The organism is Streptoalloteichus hindustanus (assembly GCF_900129375.1).
GTDB lineage: Bacteria > Actinomycetota > Actinomycetes > Mycobacteriales > Pseudonocardiaceae > Streptoalloteichus > Streptoalloteichus hindustanus.
In genome coordinates, this window is record NZ_FQVN01000012.1 from 66,848 (window position 1) to 81,736 (window position 14,889).

Consider the following 14,889-nt stretch of genomic DNA (forward strand, 5'->3'; position numbering starts at 1 on the left):
CCCCTCTGTCGGTGCCCGCCGGGGCGGACGCCTGAGAGCTTCACCCGGGGCACCGGGCTTGCACCGTCGGCGGGGCCGGACGGGTCGGCGCACCGACCAGCACGGCCCACTTTCCAGAGGCATCTCGCCCACGCGGTCCTGGCTGCCTGAGAGGTTCCGGGGAGGAGTTGCTCCTTCGGCGCCGCCCCCGAGCACGCTCGGCGACGGTCTCTCCCGCGTGGGGTCTGCGATTACACCGCGCAGAGTACCCCGTCCGTGCGGGAGCACCGATCAGTCGGGACGAGGAGCCGACTGGACCGTCCGCGCGGGTGGGCGGCGGTCCCCCGGGTGAGGGACGGGCGCGGGGCACGACGCGGCGACCGGCGCGGGAACGCCGTCGCGCCGGACGCGCGCGTGCGCACCTCGGAGTACCCGTGCGGACAGGGCGAAGACGAACGGAACGGAGACGACAGGAGGGCGGAACGCCAGGAGCTCAGCCGGTGCGGCGGGTGCGCCGGCGCCGGGACAGCTCGTCCTCGGGGCGGGGCTCGATCTCCACGCCGTCGGCCCGCTCGGCGGGGAACTCGTGGATGGTGCCGCTGATCTCCCGCATCGCCCCGCTCACCGCGATGCCGAACACGCCCTGGCCGCCCTGGAGCAGGTCGACGACCTCCTCCGGCGAGGTGCACTCGTAGACCGTGGTGCCGTCGCTGAACAACGTGATCCTGGCCAGGTCGTGCACGCCCCGACGGCGCAGGTGGTCCACCGCGACCCGGATGTTCTGCAGCGATACCCCGGTGTCCAGCAACCGTTTGACGACCTTGAGGACCAGGATGTCCTTGAAGGAGTACAGCCGTTGGCTCCCCGAGCCGGAGGCACTCCTTATCGACGGCAGGACCAGTCCGGTGCGGGCCCAGTAGTCGAGCTGCCGGTAGGTGATGCCGGCGATCTGACAGGCGGCCGGTCCCCGGTAGCCGACCAGCTCGTCCGGCAGCGAGGCGTCCGGGAACAGCTCGCCCTGCTCGGCGCCGTCCCGGTAGGGCGCTTCCTCGACCACGCCTGCCTCCCCTCGCGGCCACGACGGCCGACGACCGCGGCTGCGCGTTCCGGACCGGACGCGTCACCACCGCCAGAACCCCCCGGTGCGGTGGAATCACACCGGCGCGATTCGCTCGACTCGACGGTAAGACCGGGGGTGCGGCCGGTCAACGCGACGCGCGGGCGCCGGTGAACATCAATCTCAACTTGAGGGTTAAGGTCAACTCGCAGCGTGCCCGTCCTGCTCCGGTTCACCCACGCCGTGCTGCGGTGATCGGGTGATCATGGACCACGCTCGGGTCACCACGCCGCGGTTTCACTCCTTCTATCCGGCGAACTCCCCCGTCAGGCAGGCGACGCGGCTTGGCACGACCCGCCAGGGTCACCACGGGCGCGCGGCGCCCCGCGGGCAGCTCCCGGGCCGGTCCCGAGAACGCCGACGGCGCCCTCCCCTGGGGGGAGGACGCCGTCGCGCGAGTCGTGTGGGGTGGATCAGGTGTCGGCGCCGCGGAAGTCCTCGGGCGAGACCGAGTCCAGGAACTCCCGGAACTTCTCCACCTCGTCCTCCTGCTCGTCCGGGATGACCAGGCCGGCCTCGGCGAGCACCGACTCCTCCGCGTGGATCGGCACGCCCACCCGCAGCGCGAGCGCGACCGAGTCGCTGGGCCGCGCGGAGACCCGGATGTCCCCGTCGAAGACCAGCTCGGCGAAGAAGGTGCCCTCCTGCAGGTCCGTGATCCGCACCTGCTGCAGCTGCCGCCCCAGCGCCCCGATGACGTCCTTGAGCAGGTCGTGGGTCAACGGCCGGGACGGCCGGACCCCCTGCTGCTCCAGGGCGATCGCGCTGGCCTCCATGGTGCCGATCCAGATCGGTAGGTAGCGGTCACCCTCGGACTCGCGCAGCAACAGGATCGGCTGGTTGGCGGGCAGCTCAACCCGCACGCCGACGACGCGCATCTCGCTGCTCATCGGTCTCGCCTCCTCCACTGCGCCAGCCATGTCCCCGACAGGTCGCGCCCCGATGTGGATCGAGGATCGCGTACCGTCGCCTTCGACGCTACCCGTCTGGGGCGTCCAGCGCTGCCCTTCGCCTGTTCGGCTGCAATCTGGTTACCCAGTCGTCACCGTATAACCGCGGATGGCCAACCCTCACCCGGATGAACCGTCCACCCGTCGGGGACGGTCAGCCACCAACGGCTCCCCGCAGCCCCGCCTTGACCAACAGGGTGTGCAGGGCCACCGACAACGCCGCCAGCTCCCGCACGACCTCCTCGGCGCGGGCCCGCGCGTCGGGGTCGCGCTGCCGCGCCAGCGGCGTGACGATCTGCGCCAGCAACCCCACCTCGCGGTCCGCCGCCGCCCGGTAGGCCCGCAGGTGCCGGGGCTCGATGCCGAACGCCGTCATCGCCCGGACCGTGCGCGCCACGGCGACGGCGTCGCCGTCGTAGAACCCCGCGGCGCCCGGCCGGACCAGCCCGTACTGCTCCAGCTCCGCGAGCAGCCCCTCGTCGACCCCGGAGTCGGCGAGCAGCTCCTCCCTGGTCATCCGGATCTCGCCGGCGGCCCGGAAGGAGTCCGGGCCGGGCAGCCCCTCCACGGCCACCAGACCACGCGGTGGCCGGGGGGACGGGCCGCCCGGCCGCACTCCGCGGTCCAGGGCGTCGAGCTGCTCCTTGATGACCTTCAGCGGGAGGTAGTGGTCCCGCTGGGCGGCCAGCACGAACCGGAGCCGCTCGACGTCGGCCGGCGAGAACTGCCGGTAGCCGGACGGTGTGCGTGCCGGGTGGACCAGCCCCTCGGACTCCAGGAACCTGATCTTGGAGATGGTCACCTCGGGGAAGTCGGGCCGGAGCTGCGCCAGCACCGCCCCGATGCTCATCCCCGCGCGCTGCGCGTGCGGGGCGCCCGCACCGGTGCCGTGCGGAGCACCCGCACCAACCCCGTGCGGGACGCCCGAACCAGCTCCATGCGGGACGCTCGCAGCCGAACCGTGCGGGACACCCGCACCGGTTCCGTGCGGGTGTCCCGCGCCCGAGGAAGAGGCCCGCCCGGCCGCGGTCACCGCGCCCCCTGACCCCCGTTGCCCGGACCGGTCAGGAACACCAGGCGGAACTTGCCGATCTGCACCTCGTCGCCGTTGCCCAGCACGGCGGTGTCCACCGGCTCGCGGTTGACGTAGGTGCCGTTGAGGCTGCCCACGTCGACCACCACGAAGTCACCGCCCTCGCGGCGGAACTCCGCGTGCCGCCGGGAGACGGTCACGTCGTCGAGGAAGATGTCGCTGTCGGGGTGCCGGCCCGCGCTGGTGGTGTCCCTGTCGAGCAGGAACCGGGAGCCGGCGTTGGGGCCGCGCTTGACCACCAGGAGCGCCGAGCCGGCGGGCAGCGCGTCGACCCCGGAGACCGTCGTGGTCTCGGGCTCGGGCGCGGCGGTGCCCTCGACGTCGGCGAGGAAGTCGGCCCGGAAGACGGAGGTGCTCTCCACCGCCTTCTCCGGCGGGACGCCGGGCCCGTCGTTCGTGCTCACCTGAGCTCTCCTCCTGAAGGTAGCCGCGATGTTTCCCAACGTACCGCGCCGCTCACGGCGCGTTCGCCCCGACTCCCGCTTCTTCCGGGAGCCGAAACCGAAGATCATCGCCTCAGACCTCGCCGATCTTCTCGCGGTAGCCGGCCGCGTCGAGCAGGCCGTCCACCTGGGCCGGGTCGGAGATCCGGAGCTCGACCAACCAGCCGTCGCCGTAGGGCGCCTCGTTGATCGTCTCGGGCGCGGTCACCACGGCGTCGTTGATCGCCACGACCTCACCGGCGAGCGGGGCGTAGATGTCGGAGACGCTCTTGGTCGACTCCACCTCGCCCAGGGAGTTCCCCTCGGTGACCTGCCGGCCGACCTCGGGGAGCTGCACGAAGACGATGTCGCCGAGTTGCCTCTGGGCGTACTCGGTGATGCCCACCCGCACGGTGTCATCACCCACGAGGGCGATCCACTCGTGCTGCTCGGTGTACCTCAGCTCCTCAGGAACCACCAGCGGTTTCTCCTCACTCCTCAACCGGTCGGCCGAGCGTATTTGTGCGTTCGGACGGGTCGCAAGGCGGTGATCTCCACCCGGTCGGCCTGCCGGACCTCCACCTTGCCCCCGGAGCGCTCCACCGTGTCGACCACCCCGCCGGGGATGTTCAACGCGGCGGCCAGCGTCGGTGGGTCACCGATGGCCAGCACCGAGTAGGGGGCGCGGAGCTGGACGCCGTCCAGCCGCACGTCGCCGGCCGCGCCGGTGAAGGCCGAGTCGACTCCCACCCGGACCTCCCCGACCTGCACCGCCTCCGCCCCCGCCGCGCGCAGCTCCTGCAACGCGTCCAGCAGCACTTCAGGGCTGATCTTGCCAGCCGGGTCCGTCAGTCCGATGCGCACCCCCGGCCCGGCCGCCGGCACCGTGCCCGACAACACACCCAGCGCGGCGGCCCGGCGCTGGGCCTCCTCGCGCGCGGCCGCTGCCCGGTCGCCGGTGGCGCGCAGCCGGCTCAGCGTCTCCTCGGAGTCGGCGATCTCCTTGCGCAGCGCGGCCTCCCGCTGCTGGAGGCCGTCCAGCAGCACCACGAGGTCCTGCGGCCGCTGCTCGGCCAGCGTGTCCCCGGCCCTGGTCCTGCGGACCTGGGTCACCAGGGCGACGCCGAGCGCCAGGCACAGCACGCCGATGAGCACGCCGGACAGCACCGGGTGCGCCCGCAGCCCGGTCGGCCGCGCCTCCGCGCGCCGCTGCGGGTCGAGGTGGTGCCGACCCCTGCCGTTCGTCCGACCGCCACGTCGCCCGTTCGTCCCCGCCACGCGTCTCACGCCTTGAACAGGTGCCGCCGGATCGCGGCGGCGTTGCTGAAGATGCGGATGCCGAGGACCACGACCACCGCCGTGGACAGCTGCGCGCCGACGCCGAGCGCGTCGCCGAGCAGCACGATGAGCGCGGCGACCAGGACGTTGGAGACGAACGAGACGACGAAGACCTTGGCGTCGAACCGGCCGTCGAGCATGGCGTGCACCCCGCCGAACACCGCGTCCAGCGCCGCGACGACGGCGATCGGCAGGTAGGGCTGCACCCACGGCGGCACGGTCGGGTCCAGCCACAGGCCGAGCCCGACGCCCACGACGAGCGCGAGCAGGCCGATCACGGGGCCGAGCAACGGCGTCCTCACCGCGGTCCCTCCTGGCTGGGTGCTGGGGACGGGCCGCCGGTCGGGGTGGCGACCCTGGGCTGTCCCGGGTTGGCCGCGGCGAGCTGGAGCGAGTCCACCCGCCGCACCTCGAAGCGCGTGCCGTAGAGCTGGGTGAAGGCGGAGAACCGCCCGTAGCCGTCGGTGCCGACGAGGCGGGTCTGGAGATCCTCGGGCGACCCGATCGCCTCCAGCACGTACGGGTGCCGGATGGGCCGGTTGTCGACCAGGATCGCGCCGCCGGCCTGCCGCACGGTGGCCCTCGGCTGCAGGCGAACGCCGCCGACCGCGACCGCCTCCGCCCCGGCCGCCCACAACGAGTTGACCAGGACCTGGAGGTCGCGGTCCAGCACGTTCTGCCGGCGCGTGCCGCCCTGGCCGGCCGGCTCCTCGACGGTGATCCGCAGGCCGGGGCCGGTCACCGGCACGGCGGCGGCCGCGCGCTCCAGCTCGCCGAGCTGGTCCAGCGCGGCCCGGCCGCCGGCGTCCCCGGCCAGCGCCGACTCCCTGGCCCGGTCGACCTCCCTGGCCAGCGCGCCCGCGCGGCGGGCCAGCTCGTCGGTGTCGCCCCTGGCCGAGCGGACGTCGTCGGCGAGGCTGCGTTGCGCCTCCTCGGACCCGGGCTGCCGGTCGGCGGCGTCCAGCGCGGCCACCGCGAAGAGCACGCCCACCAGCGCGGTGCCCACGACGAGCCACAGCCAGTGGGCGGGGCCGCCCGCCGGACGGCCACCGCGGCGCCGGGCGGCCTCCTCGTACCCGGGGTCGAGCCGCTGCACGAACAGGCCGCGCAGGAGCGACGCCGCGAAGTCCATCGGGCGGGCCGGCGCGGGGGACGCGGACGGCGGTTCCGGCTCCGGCCAGGCCGGGTTGGCCTCACGCCACAGCGGGTGGGCGGCCTCGGCCGCGCCCGGCGCGGCGGGCGGGAGCGCATCGCCGCCGGTCCGCACGGTGGTGGCGTCAGCCCGCGCTCGGTCTGGCTCCTTCGACTCATCCGCCGGACGACGGTCGTCGGGGCGACCGGCCTTCGACGCCTCGCGATCCGACACCGACTCGACAACCTGCCGAGGGGCGTCGGCGCGGTCGGCCGCGGCCTCGCGCTCGGGCACACCCTCGGGCGCTGGCGCGGAAGCGGGCGGGGACACGGCCTCGGCCGACCGCGACTCGTCGGGAGTCCGGTCGTCGGGAGTCCGGCCGTCGGGGTTCCGCTCGTCGGGAGTCCGGTCGTCAGGCACTGGCCGCCCCGGCGGTCCCGATCCGGTCGGCCCGCAGCCCCATCACCACCTGGACCACGTAGAGCAGGCCGGACCAGAGGAACAACGCGCCGCCCCAGGCCACGAAGGCGTACGCGAACGGCCGGGCGATCTCGGCCGCCGTGGAGTCGCCCTGGGCCAGCAGCAGCAACGGGAACCCGTACATCAGGTTGAAGGTGGCCGCCTTGCCGATGTAGTTCACCTCGGGCGGCGCGTAGCCGGCCCTGCGCACCAGCAGCAGGGACACCGACACCGCCACGTCCCGCAGGACCAGCGCCGCGACCACCCACCACGGCAGGATCTCGCGCACCAGGAAGGCGAACAGGGTGGCCAGCGTGTAGAGCCGGTCGACGGCGGGGTCGAGCAGGGCGCCGAGCCGGCTGTACTGGTTGAGCAGCCGGGCCAGCTTGCCATCGAGCCAGTCGGTCAGGCCGCTGACCACCAGCACCACCAGGGCCAGCAGGTCGGCCTTCGGCCCGAGCAGCAGCCACAGGAAGAGCGGAACGCCGGCGAGCCGCAGGAAGCTCAGCAGGTTGGGGACCGTCAACACGCGGTCCTGCGCCACGTCGGCGACGACCCCGCGCGGGGTCTCCCCCCGCCCGGCCTGGTCGGGGCGCTGCGCCGAACCCTGCACCACGGTGAATCCCCTCCCCGCCGCCGCACGCCGCGAACCGACGCGGGGCGGCCTGCCACCCGTCTGGCGTCCCGTGTGGACAAGCCTGCCACACCGGGTCGGACGCGGGGATCTTCGGCTCACGCGGGAGCGCGGTCGGCCGCGTGGCGGCCCAGCAGACCGGCGGACCGGCGGCAACGTCGACGACCGGGAAAGCCGGAGAGGGAGGAGAAGGAAAAGCGCGGAGGTCGGGCGGGCGGTGTTCCCCCGCCCGCCCGACCTCCGGTCAGCTGCGCTGGGTGCGGCTCCAGCCGCGGCGGAGCAGGTCGGCGTCGGTGAGGCTGAGCGGACGACCCCGGTCGTCGAGCCCGACCCACCGGGTCCGGCCCTCGTCGCCCTCGCGGACGTAAGGGTGGCCTCCGCTCCACACGACGCTGTAGGGGGCGGTGGGCAACGGGGACGTCACCGCGGACGCCACTGACGTGCTGGACGCCGTGGACGTCGCTGTGCCCGTGTCTTCCCCGGTTGCCGTGGCTGTCTCAACGCTCATCTCTGACTGGCACCTCCATCAGGGGTGTCGGCCGACACAGTCACTCTGTTAGCCGAACACCCGCCGATTCTGCGGCCGAGGGGGCCGCCGCACCGGGAGAACGGCCGGAACGCGCGCCCACCGGCGTCTTCGCCGCGCCGAGCTGCGTTCCGGCGACCCGTGCGCCGATCCGGGGCGGCGAACTGGTTTCCCGCGCACCGGTCTCACCACCGCCGGACTCGCCGTCGCGCCACCGCCCCGGGCCCGGTGTCACTCGACGAGCTCGTCGAGCATCCGCCGGGCCGCCTCCAGCTCCGCCTGCAACTGCTCCACCCGCGCCCGCTGCCGGTGCCGCGCGGCCTCCAGCACCGTCTCGATCGCGGAGGACACCTCGGGGTGTAGCGCCCGCGCCGCCTGCGCCACCGCGCCGGGGCCGACCGGGAGCGCGCGCACCGAGCGCTTCTTGCCCGTGACCACCTCGACGGTCCACTCCCCCTCCGGGGTCGAGGACAGCGTGACCACCACCGCCGGCGGCTCCGCCGGCCGGCGCCCGCCCCGGCGCGGCCGGGCCGCCTCGCCGGGGGCCGACGCCTCGGGCTGGGCCACCGGCGCCGACGGCGTGGCCGGCGGCGCCGGGGGCTCGGCGGTCGGCGTCGGCGCGGGGGCCGGCGCCGCCGCCGGGCGGACCGGCGCGGCCACGGCCGGCGCGCTGGTGGCCGCGGCGGCCACGCCGGGCGCGGCCCGCCCGGGCTTCGCGGGCTCGGCCGCGGCCCGCTTCCTCCGCTCCGGCTTGGTCATGGTCACCTCCGTCGGCGAGAACGACAGCGTGTCCTTGGAGCCGGTGGGCCGGACCTGGATGAAGTCGCCGTCGGCCGGGTCGCCGAGGTCGACCACCCGACCCGAGCGGCCGGCCTCCACGCCGACCGCGGCCGAGGTGAACCACACCGTCGGGTGCTGACCGGCCCCCAGCTCGGCGCGCAGCTGGTCCAGCTCCTCCTGCGACAACGGACGGGGTCGGGGCATGACGAACTCCTCGGCGCGAGCGTGATCAACGACGGCGTGCAGCCTGCCGCATCGCACCGACAGCCGACGAACCCGATACCGTCCCCCGTCACCCCCGACACCGGGTCGACGCCCCGGCGTCAACCCGTCGACACGGTCCCGACACCCCGCCCGGCTCAGTCGCCGGCCAGCGCCGCCCGGCCCGGCGCGGTGATCTCCGCGGGGACGAGCTGGCCGACCGGGGCCGACCGCACCGGGCGGATCAGCCCGGAGCGCACCAGGTCGGTGGCGGCGGTGTGGTCGCACCAGAACCCGTCGACGCGGAGATCCGGCGCGCAACTGCAGGTCACCTCGGCGCGCCCGTCGGCCACGGCGCGCAGCAGGGCGAGGTGGCGGCGGTTCAGCCCGCTCGGGGCGGCGTAGCTCTGGCGGGACATCGTGACCAGCTCCTTCGGGACCGGCGACACCCGATGAGGAGCGGTCCTGCCAGCCCCAAGTACCCCGTGGGCGGTTCACCACCCGTTCGGCGGCCTGGTTGTCGGGGTCGTTCTCCCTGGTCATCGTTGGTCGACGACCACGGCCCGGCAAGTTGGAACCGGCGGGATGGCCCGACCCGGGCACGACGGGCCGCGATCAGCGGGCGGTCACCGCGCGCTTCGACGATCGTGGCGCCCGGTCGCTCCGGTCCCTTCCTTCCCGCTCCGCGAGTACCCCGCGGGACGGGGGTCAACCGAGCCGCCGCCCGCCGTCCACGAGAGCCGGAGGCCGTCGGCGCGCGCCGCGGCGTCGACATCGCACAGTGCACTGTGGTCGCCCGACCGGGATGTCCGCACCGCACGGGGAATGTGACCGCCGTCGTGTGAACCAGACCACTGTGGTGGCGAGGTTGGGGTGAACGATTCGCGACAGGAACGGGTTTCCACCACAGAGCGACAATGTTCACAGCGCGGTTCGATCACATCCGGGTGTTCGGGCCCCTCGACCAGGGGATAGGGTCGACCGGCCATCAGTGGCGAAGAAGGACGTCCGTCGCCGACGGGCGACGACAGGACTGCCCCCGGACCGGCCCGGGCCGCCCGTCGACGGACCCGCGCCCAGGGCGACACGGACGACTTCGGACGGCAGTGCCCGGACCAGGTTCAGACCACGCGGATCGAAACGGAGATCTCCCCATGACGACGACCACGGGACCCATCGCGGCGGCGACCGGCGCCGAGGCTCGATGGTCTCCGTTGGCGGTCCTCGCCGACGCCGCCGCCCGCGGCGTGGCCGATGGCCAGACCGTCGCCGTGGTCCGCGGCTTCGACCGGGAGAGCCGGCGTCGCGCCCGCACCGTCCGCGACCACCTCGCCGGCGCCGGCGTGCGCGCGGTCGAGGCCACCCCGGCCCCGGACAGCTGGCCGCTGGGCGAGTCGTCGGCGGTGGGCGCGGTGGTGAACGTCGCCGGCTCCGGCTCGTGGGACGCCCACCGGATCGCCGCCCAGCTCGCCGCTCCGCTGTACGCGCTGGACGAGACCGGCGCCGACGGGGCCGAGCCCGGGATCACCGAGCGGCGGATGGACCTGATCGACGTCCGGGGCGAGCGCGGTGATCACGACATCGCGCTGTCGCACGTCACGCTGCTGCCGGAGGACCTCACCGAGGCCGAGCTGGCGGTCGTGGTGGACGGGACGCGGCACGTCGTGCGGGGCGCCCAGCTCCGCACCGGCCTGCACGAGCACCTGCTCCGGGCGCGGGTCGTCGGCGAGGGCGCCGAGCACGTCGCCGCCGAGCTGACCGTGGAGCCGGTGGCCGGCGTCTTCCGGCTGGTCCGCGACGGCCTGCCGGTGGACGAGCTGACCGCGCCGGTGACCCTGGTCGCCCGGCCCGAGGCGCTGACCGTCCACCTGGTCCGCGCCTGACGGTCCGCACCTGACCCGGGGCGGCGCTGCCCCATCCCGGGGACACCGACACCGGAACCTGGCACCGGGAGCGCTTGTCGCCAGGAATATGCAGTAGGTTCTCCCGACGTGACGACCGCGACCTCCCCGGGCTCCTGGCTGGACCCGGACCGGGCCCGCGCGTGGGTGCGCCGGTGGGACCGCCAGCAGGAGCGCTACATCGCGGACCGCGAGGAGCGGTTCCAGACCATCGTCGACGTCGTCGAGCACGTGACGCGGGCCGACGGCGAGCCCGTGGTCCTCGACCTCGGTTGCGGACCCGGCTCGCTGTCGGCCCGCGTGCGTGAGCGGCTCCCGCACGCCCGGCTGCTCGGCGTCGACGCCGACCCGCTGCTGCTCGCCATGGCCAGGGCGGCCTACCCCGAGGTCGGCCGGTTCGTCGACGTCGACCTCACCGACGCCGACTGGTGGCAGGGCCTGGGCGTGGACCGGCCGCTGGACGCGGCGGTCTCCACGACCGCGTTGCACTGGCTGCCCGAGGACGCCCTCGCCCGGCTCTACCGGGACCTCGCCGCGCGGCTGCGGCCCGGCGGCGTGTTCGTCAACGGCGACCACCTGTACGACGAGCAGCCGCTGGTCGGCGAGCTCGCCACGGCGGTCCGACAGCGCCGCGCGGAGCGCGTTGGCGTGCTGGACAACGAGGACTGGGCGGCGTGGTGGTCGGCCGTCGAGGAGGACGAGCGGCTGGCGGACCTGCTGGAGGAGCGTCGACGACGCGGCCTGGTCGGCGGGGACGGCAACCGGTTGAGCTGCGCGCGGCACGTGACGTTGTTGCGGGAGGCCGGTTTCCGCGCGGCCGCGCCCGTGTGGCAGGTCGGCGACGACTTCGTGCTCGCCGCCGTGCGCTGACGACCGTCCACTGAGGACAGTGGGGCCGGGCGCTTCCCGTGCCGTGTCCCCACTTCCCGCCACAGCGTGTTCCCCGACCGTCCGACGGTCGGTAGCGTGCACCGAACCACAACAGAATCCGTGTCCCGTGGGGGAAGTCCGGTCCGAATCCGGCGCTGACCCGCAACGGTGGGTCGCACGAGCGAAGGCGTGCGACGAGCCCGAGTACCCGCGGGACACGTGTCGCTCCACCACCCGTCGAGGTCTGCGGGACGGAGCCCCGGGACGGCCACCGCCCCGTCGCCACGCCGCCGGACCCCCGGCACGGGTGGCCGGGGCGTGGACGGGCGATCCGAGGGCAGCCCGCCGGCCGTTCCCCGGAAGGCCCACCGCATGGCGTCACCGCCCCTGGCCTCCTCGCCGCGGCGCGAGGAGCTGACCCCGCCCGAGCCCGGCGCGTCCGACCCAGGCGCGTCCGCGTCCCTGCCGCGACGGCGGTCCGTGCTGCCCCTGGTCCTCGCGCTGGCCGTGCTGACGCTCGGCTCGGTGGTGTGCGGTGTGGCGTTCGGCGCGGTGCAGGTGCCCTTCTCCGACGTGCTGCGCCTCCTGCGCGCGGCGTTCACCGGCGGGTTCATCGAGCCGGCCGACCTGCCGCGGTACCAGATCGTCTGGCAGATCCGGCTGCCGAGGGTGCTGCTCGCGGTGGTGGTCGGCGCGGGGCTGAGCGCGGTCGGGGTGGCCAGCCAGGCGCTGGTGCGCAACGCGCTGGCCGACCCGTTCGTGCTCGGGGTGTCCTCCGGCGCCGCGGTGGGCGCCACCGCCGTGATCACGATGGGCGTGTTCGCCTCGTTCGGCATCCACGCGGTGTCGGTCGCCGCCTTCCTCGGCGCGTTGCTCGCCACCGCCGTCGTCTACCTGGCGGCGCGGTCGCCCCGGGGGCTCACGCCGCTGCGGCTGGTGCTGACCGGGACGGCGATGGCCTACGGCTTCACGGCGATCAGCACGGTCCTGGTGTTCTTCGCCGCGCACGGGGAGGCCGCCCGGTCGGCGATGTTCTGGTCCTTCGGCAGCCTCGGCGGCGCGACCTGGGAGTCGCTGCCGGTGGCCGCCGCCGTGGTCGCGCTGGGCGTCGGCTACCTGCTCGCCTCGGCCCGTCGGCTGAACGCGCTGGCCATGGGCGACGAGACCGCCGCGACGCTCGGCGTGGACGCCACCCGGATGCGGCGCGAGCTGTTCGTGGTCTCGGCCGCGGTCACCGGGGTGCTGGTGGCGGTCAGCGGCGCGGTCGGGTTCGTCGGCCTGATGATGCCGCACCTGACGCGCATGCTCGTCGGGGCCGACCACCGCCGGGTGCTCGCGGTCGCCCCGCTGCTCGGCGGCTGCCTCCTGATCTGGGTCGACCTGGTCGCGCGGACGCTGGTGCCGCCGGAGGAGCTGCCGCTGGGCGTGCTCACCGCCGCGTTCGGCGTGCCGCTGTTCCTGGTGCTGATGCGGCGGCGCGGCTACGTGTTCGGGGGTCGGTGATGGACGTCGAGCTGACCGACGTGACGGTCACCGCGGCCGGTCGCCGCCTGATCAGCGACCTGCGGCTGCGCGTGCCGTCCGGCGCGGTCGTCGGGCTGGTCGGGCCCAACGGCAGCGGCAAGTCCACGACGTTGCGCTGCGTCTACCGCGCGCTGCGCCCGTCCGCGGGCCGGGTGCTGCTGGGCGGCGACGACGTGTTCGCGCTGAGCCTGCGGGACAGCGCCCGCCGGCTCGCCGCGCTCACCCAGGACAGCCACGTGGAGTTCGACTTCACCGTGGCCGAGGTGGTGACCATGGGCCGGTCGCCGCACAAGGGCCTGGTGGGCCCGGACACCGACCAGGACCGGGAGATCTGCGCGGAGGCGCTGCGCCGGGTCGGCGCGGCGCACCTGGCGGCCCGCAGCTTCCTGACGCTGTCCGGCGGCGAGCGGCAACGCGTGCTCATCGCCAGGGCGCTGGCCCAGCGGCCGGCGGTGCTCGTCCTCGACGAGCCGACGAACCACCTCGACATCCGGCACCAGTTGGAGGTGCTGGCGCTGGTCCGGCAGGCGGGCCTGACCGTGTTGGCCGCGCTGCACGACCTCAACCTCGCGGCGGCCGCCTGCGACCGCCTCTACGTGCTGGCCGAGGGCCGGGTGGTGGCCAGCGGAACCCCCGAGGAGGTCCTCACCCCCGAGGTCGTCGCCGAGGTGTTCGGCGTGCGCGCGCACGTCGTCGCGCACCCCACCTCGGGGGCGCCACAACTGATCTTCGACGCCCCGCTCCCCCGGTGAGCTCCCCCGTCCCGTCCCCGAGAGGTGCCCGCATGTCACGACGTCTTCCCCCCGGTCCCGCCCGCCGTCCAGTCCCCCGGACCTCCCGCTGGACCTCCCGTCGGATCTCCCGTCGGCTGACCCTGATCACCGCCGCCGCCACGGCGCTGGCGCTCACCGCGGGCTGCGGCGCCCAGGTCCGCCAGGGGCCGGAGGGCTCGGCCGCCGCCGGGTACCCGGTGACGGTCGAGAACTGCGGCCAGAAGGTCACCTACGACCGCGCGCCGAGCCGGCCGGTCGCCTACGACGTCGGCATCATCGAGACGATGTTCGCCCTCGGCCTGCGCGAGAAGCTGGCCGGCTACGTGCTCGGGCGCGGGCACAGCGTCGCCGACTCCCCGTGGAAGGACGACTTCGAGAAGGCGCACCGCCTGGCGGCCGACCGACCGAGCAAGGAGCTCATCCTGGAGGCGAAGGCGGACTTCGTCTACGCCGGGTGGAACTACGGGTTCCGCGAGGGCAGCGGCCTGACCCCGCAGGACCTGGAGCAGGTGGGCGTGCGCAGCTACGTGCTGACCGAGTCCTGCCGCAACGGCGTCTCCGACCGCAGCCGGGGCGTGGTGCCCCCGCTGGAGGCGCTCTACACCGACCTGCGCAACCTCGGCCGGATCTTCGGGGTGTCCGAGAGGGCCGAGGAGCTGGTGCGGCGCTACCAGGCCCAGGTGGCGGCGGTGGAGGCGTCGATCCCGAAGGACCGCCCCCGGCCGAAGGTGTTCGTCTACGACTCCGGCACCGACAAGCCGTTCACCACGGGCCGGTTCGCCGCGGCCCACGAGATCATCACCCGCGCCGGCGGGGACCACGTGTTCGCCGACATGCGGGACAGTTGGATCCAGGTCGGCTGGGAATCGGTTGTCCAGGCGAATCCGGACATCATCGTCATCAACGATTACGGCGAGCAGAGCGCGGCGGAGAAGCAGGCTTTCCTGGAGTCCTACGCGCCGTTGGCCAACGTCAACGCGGTGAAGAACAAGCGGTTCTTCACGCTGCCGTACGCCGCGTTGGTGGAGGGGCCGCGCAATCCGGCGGCGATCGAGTCTTTCTCCGGGTACCTGCGCGGGCTGCCCGGCTGAGAGGACGCGCCCGACACATACCCCACAGTGTGCGCCAGGGCAGCAGAACGTGCCCTGGCGCACACTTGTCACTTTCGGTCGCGGAGCGTTCCCACATTC

Annotated in this window: 17 protein-coding genes and 2 riboswitches; of the genes, 5 read left to right on the plus strand and 12 right to left on the minus strand. The window is 74.3% G+C overall.

Going from position 1 to position 14,889, the window contains the following annotated elements; all coding sequences use genetic code 11:
• Positions 1 to 123: 123 nt before the first annotated feature.
• A riboswitch (glycine riboswitch) is annotated at positions 124 to 226 on the minus strand.
• A gap of 246 nt (positions 227 to 472) precedes the next feature.
• From BUE43_RS27590 to BUE43_RS27645, 12 genes are all read right to left on the minus strand, one after another.
• Positions 473 to 1,036 (minus strand): MerR family transcriptional regulator, encoded by a 564-nt coding sequence (locus BUE43_RS27590; RefSeq protein ID WP_073488862.1) that lies wholly within the window; start codon positions 1,034 to 1,036, stop codon positions 473 to 475.
• 473 nt (positions 1,037 to 1,509) lie between these two features.
• Positions 1,510 to 1,986 carry a bifunctional nuclease family protein gene (locus BUE43_RS27595; RefSeq protein WP_073488864.1) on the minus strand — a complete coding sequence of 159 codons (477 nt, stop codon included), beginning with the start codon at positions 1,984 to 1,986 and terminating at the stop codon, positions 1,510 to 1,512.
• 214 nt (positions 1,987 to 2,200) lie between these two features.
• On the minus strand, positions 2,201 to 2,896 hold the full coding sequence (gene ftsR / locus BUE43_RS27600) for a transcriptional regulator FtsR (RefSeq protein WP_073488866.1): 696 nt from the start codon (positions 2,894 to 2,896) through the stop codon (positions 2,201 to 2,203).
• Positions 2,897 to 3,075: 179 nt separating this feature from the next.
• Positions 3,076 to 3,543 (minus strand): glycogen accumulation regulator GarA, encoded by a 468-nt coding sequence (gene garA / locus BUE43_RS27605; protein WP_073488868.1) that lies wholly within the window; start codon positions 3,541 to 3,543, stop codon positions 3,076 to 3,078.
• 112 nt (positions 3,544 to 3,655) lie between these two features.
• Positions 3,656 to 4,042 (minus strand): glycine cleavage system protein GcvH, encoded by a 387-nt coding sequence (gcvH, locus tag BUE43_RS27610; RefSeq protein ID WP_143174430.1) that lies wholly within the window; start codon positions 4,040 to 4,042, stop codon positions 3,656 to 3,658.
• 17 nt (positions 4,043 to 4,059) lie between these two features.
• Positions 4,060 to 4,839: a DUF881 domain-containing protein gene (locus BUE43_RS27615; protein ID WP_073488872.1), complete on the minus strand. Its 780-nt coding sequence runs from the start codon at positions 4,837 to 4,839 to the stop codon at positions 4,060 to 4,062.
• A gap of 5 nt (positions 4,840 to 4,844) precedes the next feature.
• Entirely contained in the window at positions 4,845 to 5,201 is a 357-nt protein-coding gene (locus BUE43_RS27620; RefSeq protein ID WP_253668794.1) for a small basic family protein, read from the minus strand.
• Positions 5,198 to 6,451 (minus strand): DUF881 domain-containing protein, encoded by a 1,254-nt coding sequence (locus BUE43_RS27625; RefSeq protein WP_143174422.1) that lies wholly within the window; start codon positions 6,449 to 6,451, stop codon positions 5,198 to 5,200. The genes BUE43_RS27620 and BUE43_RS27625 overlap by 4 nt, the downstream gene beginning before the upstream one ends.
• On the minus strand, positions 6,444 to 7,034 hold the full coding sequence (locus BUE43_RS27630) for a cardiolipin synthase ClsA (RefSeq protein WP_073488983.1): 591 nt from the start codon (positions 7,032 to 7,034) through the stop codon (positions 6,444 to 6,446). Before BUE43_RS27630 ends, BUE43_RS27625 begins: the two co-directional genes overlap by 8 nt.
• Positions 7,035 to 7,368: 334 nt before the next feature.
• A complete protein-coding gene (locus BUE43_RS27635) occupies positions 7,369 to 7,548 on the minus strand; it encodes a hypothetical protein (RefSeq protein WP_327083560.1) in 180 nt (59 codons plus the stop codon).
• A 333-nt stretch (positions 7,549 to 7,881) separates the two neighbouring features.
• Positions 7,882 to 8,634, minus strand: a complete 753-nt coding sequence (locus tag BUE43_RS27640) for a DUF6319 family protein (RefSeq protein WP_073488876.1) — start codon at positions 8,632 to 8,634, stop codon at positions 7,882 to 7,884.
• A gap of 155 nt (positions 8,635 to 8,789) precedes the next feature.
• A complete protein-coding gene (locus tag BUE43_RS27645; protein WP_073488985.1) occupies positions 8,790 to 9,050 on the minus strand; it encodes a hypothetical protein in 261 nt (86 codons plus the stop codon).
• A 735-nt stretch (positions 9,051 to 9,785) separates the two neighbouring features.
• Between BUE43_RS27645 and BUE43_RS27650 the strand changes: the two genes are divergently transcribed.
• From BUE43_RS27650 to BUE43_RS27670, 5 genes are all read left to right on the plus strand, one after another.
• Positions 9,786 to 10,514, plus strand: coding sequence for a hypothetical protein (locus BUE43_RS27650; protein ID WP_073488878.1), 729 nt, complete (start codon positions 9,786 to 9,788; stop codon positions 10,512 to 10,514).
• 108 nt (positions 10,515 to 10,622) lie between these two features.
• Positions 10,623 to 11,402 carry a class I SAM-dependent methyltransferase gene (locus BUE43_RS27655; protein WP_234995960.1) on the plus strand — a complete coding sequence of 260 codons (780 nt, stop codon included), beginning with the start codon at positions 10,623 to 10,625 and terminating at the stop codon, positions 11,400 to 11,402.
• Between the two features lie 108 nt (positions 11,403 to 11,510).
• Positions 11,511 to 11,632: riboswitch (cobalamin riboswitch) on the plus strand.
• Positions 11,633 to 11,720: 88 nt separating this feature from the next.
• Positions 11,721 to 12,905 (plus strand): FecCD family ABC transporter permease, encoded by a 1,185-nt coding sequence (locus BUE43_RS27660; protein ID WP_234995961.1) that lies wholly within the window; start codon positions 11,721 to 11,723, stop codon positions 12,903 to 12,905.
• Positions 12,905 to 13,678 carry an ABC transporter ATP-binding protein gene (locus BUE43_RS27665; protein WP_073488880.1) on the plus strand — a complete coding sequence of 258 codons (774 nt, stop codon included), beginning with the start codon at positions 12,905 to 12,907 and terminating at the stop codon, positions 13,676 to 13,678. The genes BUE43_RS27660 and BUE43_RS27665 overlap by 1 nt, the downstream gene beginning before the upstream one ends.
• Positions 13,679 to 13,710: 32 nt before the next feature.
• On the plus strand, positions 13,711 to 14,790 hold the full coding sequence (locus tag BUE43_RS27670) for an ABC transporter substrate-binding protein (RefSeq protein ID WP_083960236.1): 1,080 nt from the start codon (positions 13,711 to 13,713) through the stop codon (positions 14,788 to 14,790).
• The last annotated feature ends 99 nt before the right edge of the window (positions 14,791 to 14,889 follow it).